The 3,113-nt window shown below is 40.3% G+C and carries 3 protein-coding genes; all 3 read right to left on the bottom strand.

Annotation, left to right across the window (positions count from 1 at the left end):
* Positions 1 to 238 precede the first annotated feature (238 nt).
* Genes DEM91_RS12280 through DEM91_RS12270 form a run of 3 tightly spaced genes read right to left on the bottom strand, consistent with a single transcriptional unit; the run spans position 239 to position 2,940 of the window.
* Positions 239 to 766 (bottom strand): hypothetical protein, encoded by a 528-nt coding sequence (locus DEM91_RS12280; protein WP_007367232.1) that lies wholly within the window; start codon positions 764 to 766, stop codon positions 239 to 241.
* A 23-nt stretch (positions 767 to 789) separates the two neighbouring features.
* Positions 790 to 1,869, bottom strand: coding sequence for a Gfo/Idh/MocA family protein (locus tag DEM91_RS12275; protein WP_036887458.1), 1,080 nt, complete (start codon positions 1,867 to 1,869; stop codon positions 790 to 792).
* 3 nt (positions 1,870 to 1,872) lie between these two features.
* A complete protein-coding gene (locus DEM91_RS12270; RefSeq protein WP_036887460.1) occupies positions 1,873 to 2,940 on the bottom strand; it encodes a radical SAM protein in 1,068 nt (355 codons plus the stop codon).
* Positions 2,941 to 3,113 lie beyond the last annotated feature (173 nt).

The following is a 3,113-nucleotide window of genomic DNA, read 5'->3' as shown; positions in this document are numbered from 1 at the left end:
CCGGAGGCGCGAAGCCTCCGAAGAGCGGCATCCGACTTGTCTCCGTGTGTTAGCCTTTGCAAACATAGTAACTTAATGGTTCAAGAGCTACCTTCTCTGAGGAACATGCAGATAATCCACAGAAAAGGATTAGGCTGTAAAATACTTTTTTCATAATTACAAGGATTTTATATGTTGATATTTATATAAACATAATTACAAGTTATTTCTTGCTTATATTATTACGTATTTCTGTTTACTATTCAATCAACTTCCCGTGTTTTTTGAGTATTGAGAGAAACTCTCCCCATTCTGCCGCTCTTTTTTCTTTTGCTTTTTGAATGGCCTTGTTCTCTTTAACATATTGACTATTGTCCTCAATATTGCGTGGGTAACAGTCACTCAGATAAAACTTGCCAGATTCTGAAACTAATGATAAGTCTGTGAAGATTTGACTATTGAAAGATGACACAAACGTTGAGATATGGAGTAGAACCTTACCATACGAATGTATTTCTATGTTACGATAAATGGGAAAGAGCAGACTTGTCGGCTCAAAATCTTGAAAAATAATCTCACGGGTCTGCGCGTTGAAAGACTTGATGTTGTCAAGTGTAAAGAGATAGGGGCTTGAAGCGGCTCTTGTCATTCGGGCTGTCCCTATAGCAAACAATTCCGTTTTCGATGCTTGCACTGTGGGAGTTGAAGCAGACTCATCTTCATTGCTGCAACCAATAAACAGCAACGAGAAGATGAACGCCTGTAATACACAAAAATACCTTTTCATAATTTGTTGGATTTAATTAGTTATTATAATATGTGGTCGTCAATTATGTTCATATACTTCTTTATTTCTGCCATTATGGAATAAACATGCTTGACACTTTCCAAGCAAAAGGCATGATTATCCTCGCATCTGTTTTCAACCATATCGGCAAACGCTTGAATCTCAGAGAAGAACCCTTGTGACACAATTTGGTTATTCCCAACCGTTGGTACAAAACCATTCCTTCCGTATAGGCTGACAACGGTTGCATTATTTTGGAAGACCTTTTCCAAAGGGATTCCCCATATAGCAGAGTGTCTTGGGGAAAAATCGAGTCTTTCCATTCTGTCCAATACATATTGTCCTTTGTCCGTACTAATACTTAATTGTTCCTGTGCATCCTGCCAAGAGTAATCTGTTGATAGTTCCAGCATCCCCGTTATACTTTGATGTTCCAACATAAGGAATAAGGTCAGGGTACCATCCTTGCTGCGCATTTCCTCTGCTGCCTTTACCCTTGCTTTACCAAAGAGAAACGTAACATAGTCAAGAGGATGGATGAACAGGTCGAGCAGGGCATCACCCTCTGGGTATAACCCCGTAAGATAGCGATAATGATAGTGCCGCCCCCTCCCAATTCTCAATCGCTTTTGCAGGATTTGAGTGGCTGGGGCAAAACGTCTTTGCAGTCCGACAACGATATGTTTTGACCCGTATAATTTGACGGTATCGGTCAAAGACTTTAGTTCCCTCTCGTTCTCACACGGTGGTTTCTCTATGAATAAGGACTTCCCTGCTTTAATGACTTCGTTTGCTATATGAAAGTGCGAATGTGGATTAGCAGCCACAAAGACTCCCGAAACCGTATCATCATTCAAGATGTCTTGTAAAGAAGTCGTACCTTTTACTCCCTTGTACTTTTGAGAAATCAGCCCGGCTTTCTTCTCCGAGGTGCAACAGATGTATTTCAATGGCAACTGAAGATATTGTATCACAGGCAACAGGTTACTGACACAATGATTGCCAAGACCTACAAGAGCATACCGTTGGGTGTAGATATGGTTCAGTTTCCTTATGCTCCGCACACTCTTGTATCTGCCGATGATTTCGTCTATATATCCCATAGTTTATGCTGTTATTTGCTTGAAATGTTCCTTATAGGTGATTTGCGTGTTGCTGGTCCATTGATATTTCCCGTAAAACAACTCTATCAGTCGCTTAGGAAACATTTTCTCCAGATTCCTTAATAGGATAATATCATACTTCCGGTGATAGTTGATCCAGCATTGATTACACGTTTTGGAGTGTTGACACTGAATCTTACAGGTTTCCTTTGAATTGAATATCTCGTCAAGCGTGTTCTCATGAGTGTTGCCCAAGACCACGTCCAAATTCTGGCACAACGGGACATCACCATTGGAATGGATGACCAACTCACTGAAAATGCTATGGCACCTCAGTTTCAGCCTGTTATTCTTCCATTCGTCATATAGGGCCACAAAATCAAAATTTTCATCCGTTTGATGTATGGATGAAGGTATCTGACGGATGAAATTATCATCATTGGCTTCCATCAAGTCCTTGGTCGTGTCAAAGAATGACATTGTGCTGTAAATGCCAATACGCACGTCTATGCTATATTTCTTGGCACAATCTATGACATGCTTCATATCCTCAAACGAGTTCCACGGAGAAAGGCAAAACATCAAGGAAATAGGAACAATATCCCTACACGCCTCTATAACTTCGATAACCTTATCATATCCATCCCTGCCACGCATATAGAGATAGGTTTCTCTGGTGCCGTCAAGTGAAATATACAGATGCTTGGGGTGATGATTTTTTACAGCAGAAATTACCTTGTTTACCGCAAGACAATTAGACAGCAGCGTATAGTTAGGATGATGAGTGTCAAACCATCCCAATATCTTGTCTGCTTCGGGATGAAGGATAAACTCACCTCCCTCCAAGCCGACCGTCGTGCGTTTCGTTATACATTTGCTGTTCATTATCTTGATGATGTCGTCTAATCTTAAATTTTCCGTAGGTTTCTTCCAAATGGAACAGTGCTTGCAACGTGACTGGCAGTTGGTAGTGGAATATATCATCAAGGAAGTAAGTACCTTATGCCGTCTGCGTATTACATTGTTGGCAAATACTATTCCGTTGTGGATGTAGTCATAAATACTGTACATTCTTTCTTTTGAGTTTTGTCTTTTATTGTTAAGAGCAGAAAACCACGAAAAGACTGCACAATATTTATGACTTTTTTATCTATTTATTTCATTTACCGAGACCTCTGCAAAACCTTACCCCATCCTCTATCATTCTTGTTTTTGAGCACTATTGGCTCACCCGCAGTCAATAT

This window comes from Prevotella sp. TCVGH (assembly GCF_023522295.1).
Lineage (GTDB): Bacteria > Bacteroidota > Bacteroidia > Bacteroidales > Bacteroidaceae > Prevotella > Prevotella timonensis.
The sequence above is the reverse complement of the archived record's forward strand: the minus strand, read 5'-3'. Positions and strand labels throughout refer to the sequence as shown.

Bases quoted from the DNA above. Each gene is read 5' to 3' on its own strand.
- DEM91_RS12280 (WP_007367232.1), bottom strand. From the start codon at position 766: ATGAAAAGGTATTTTTGTGTATTACAGGCGTTCATCTTCTCGTTGCTG.
- DEM91_RS12275 (WP_036887458.1), bottom strand. From the start codon at position 1,869: ATGGGATATATAGACGAAATCATCGGCAGATACAAGAGTGTGCGGAGC.
- DEM91_RS12270 (WP_036887460.1), bottom strand. From the start codon at position 2,940: ATGTACAGTATTTATGACTACATCCACAACGGAATAGTATTTGCCAAC.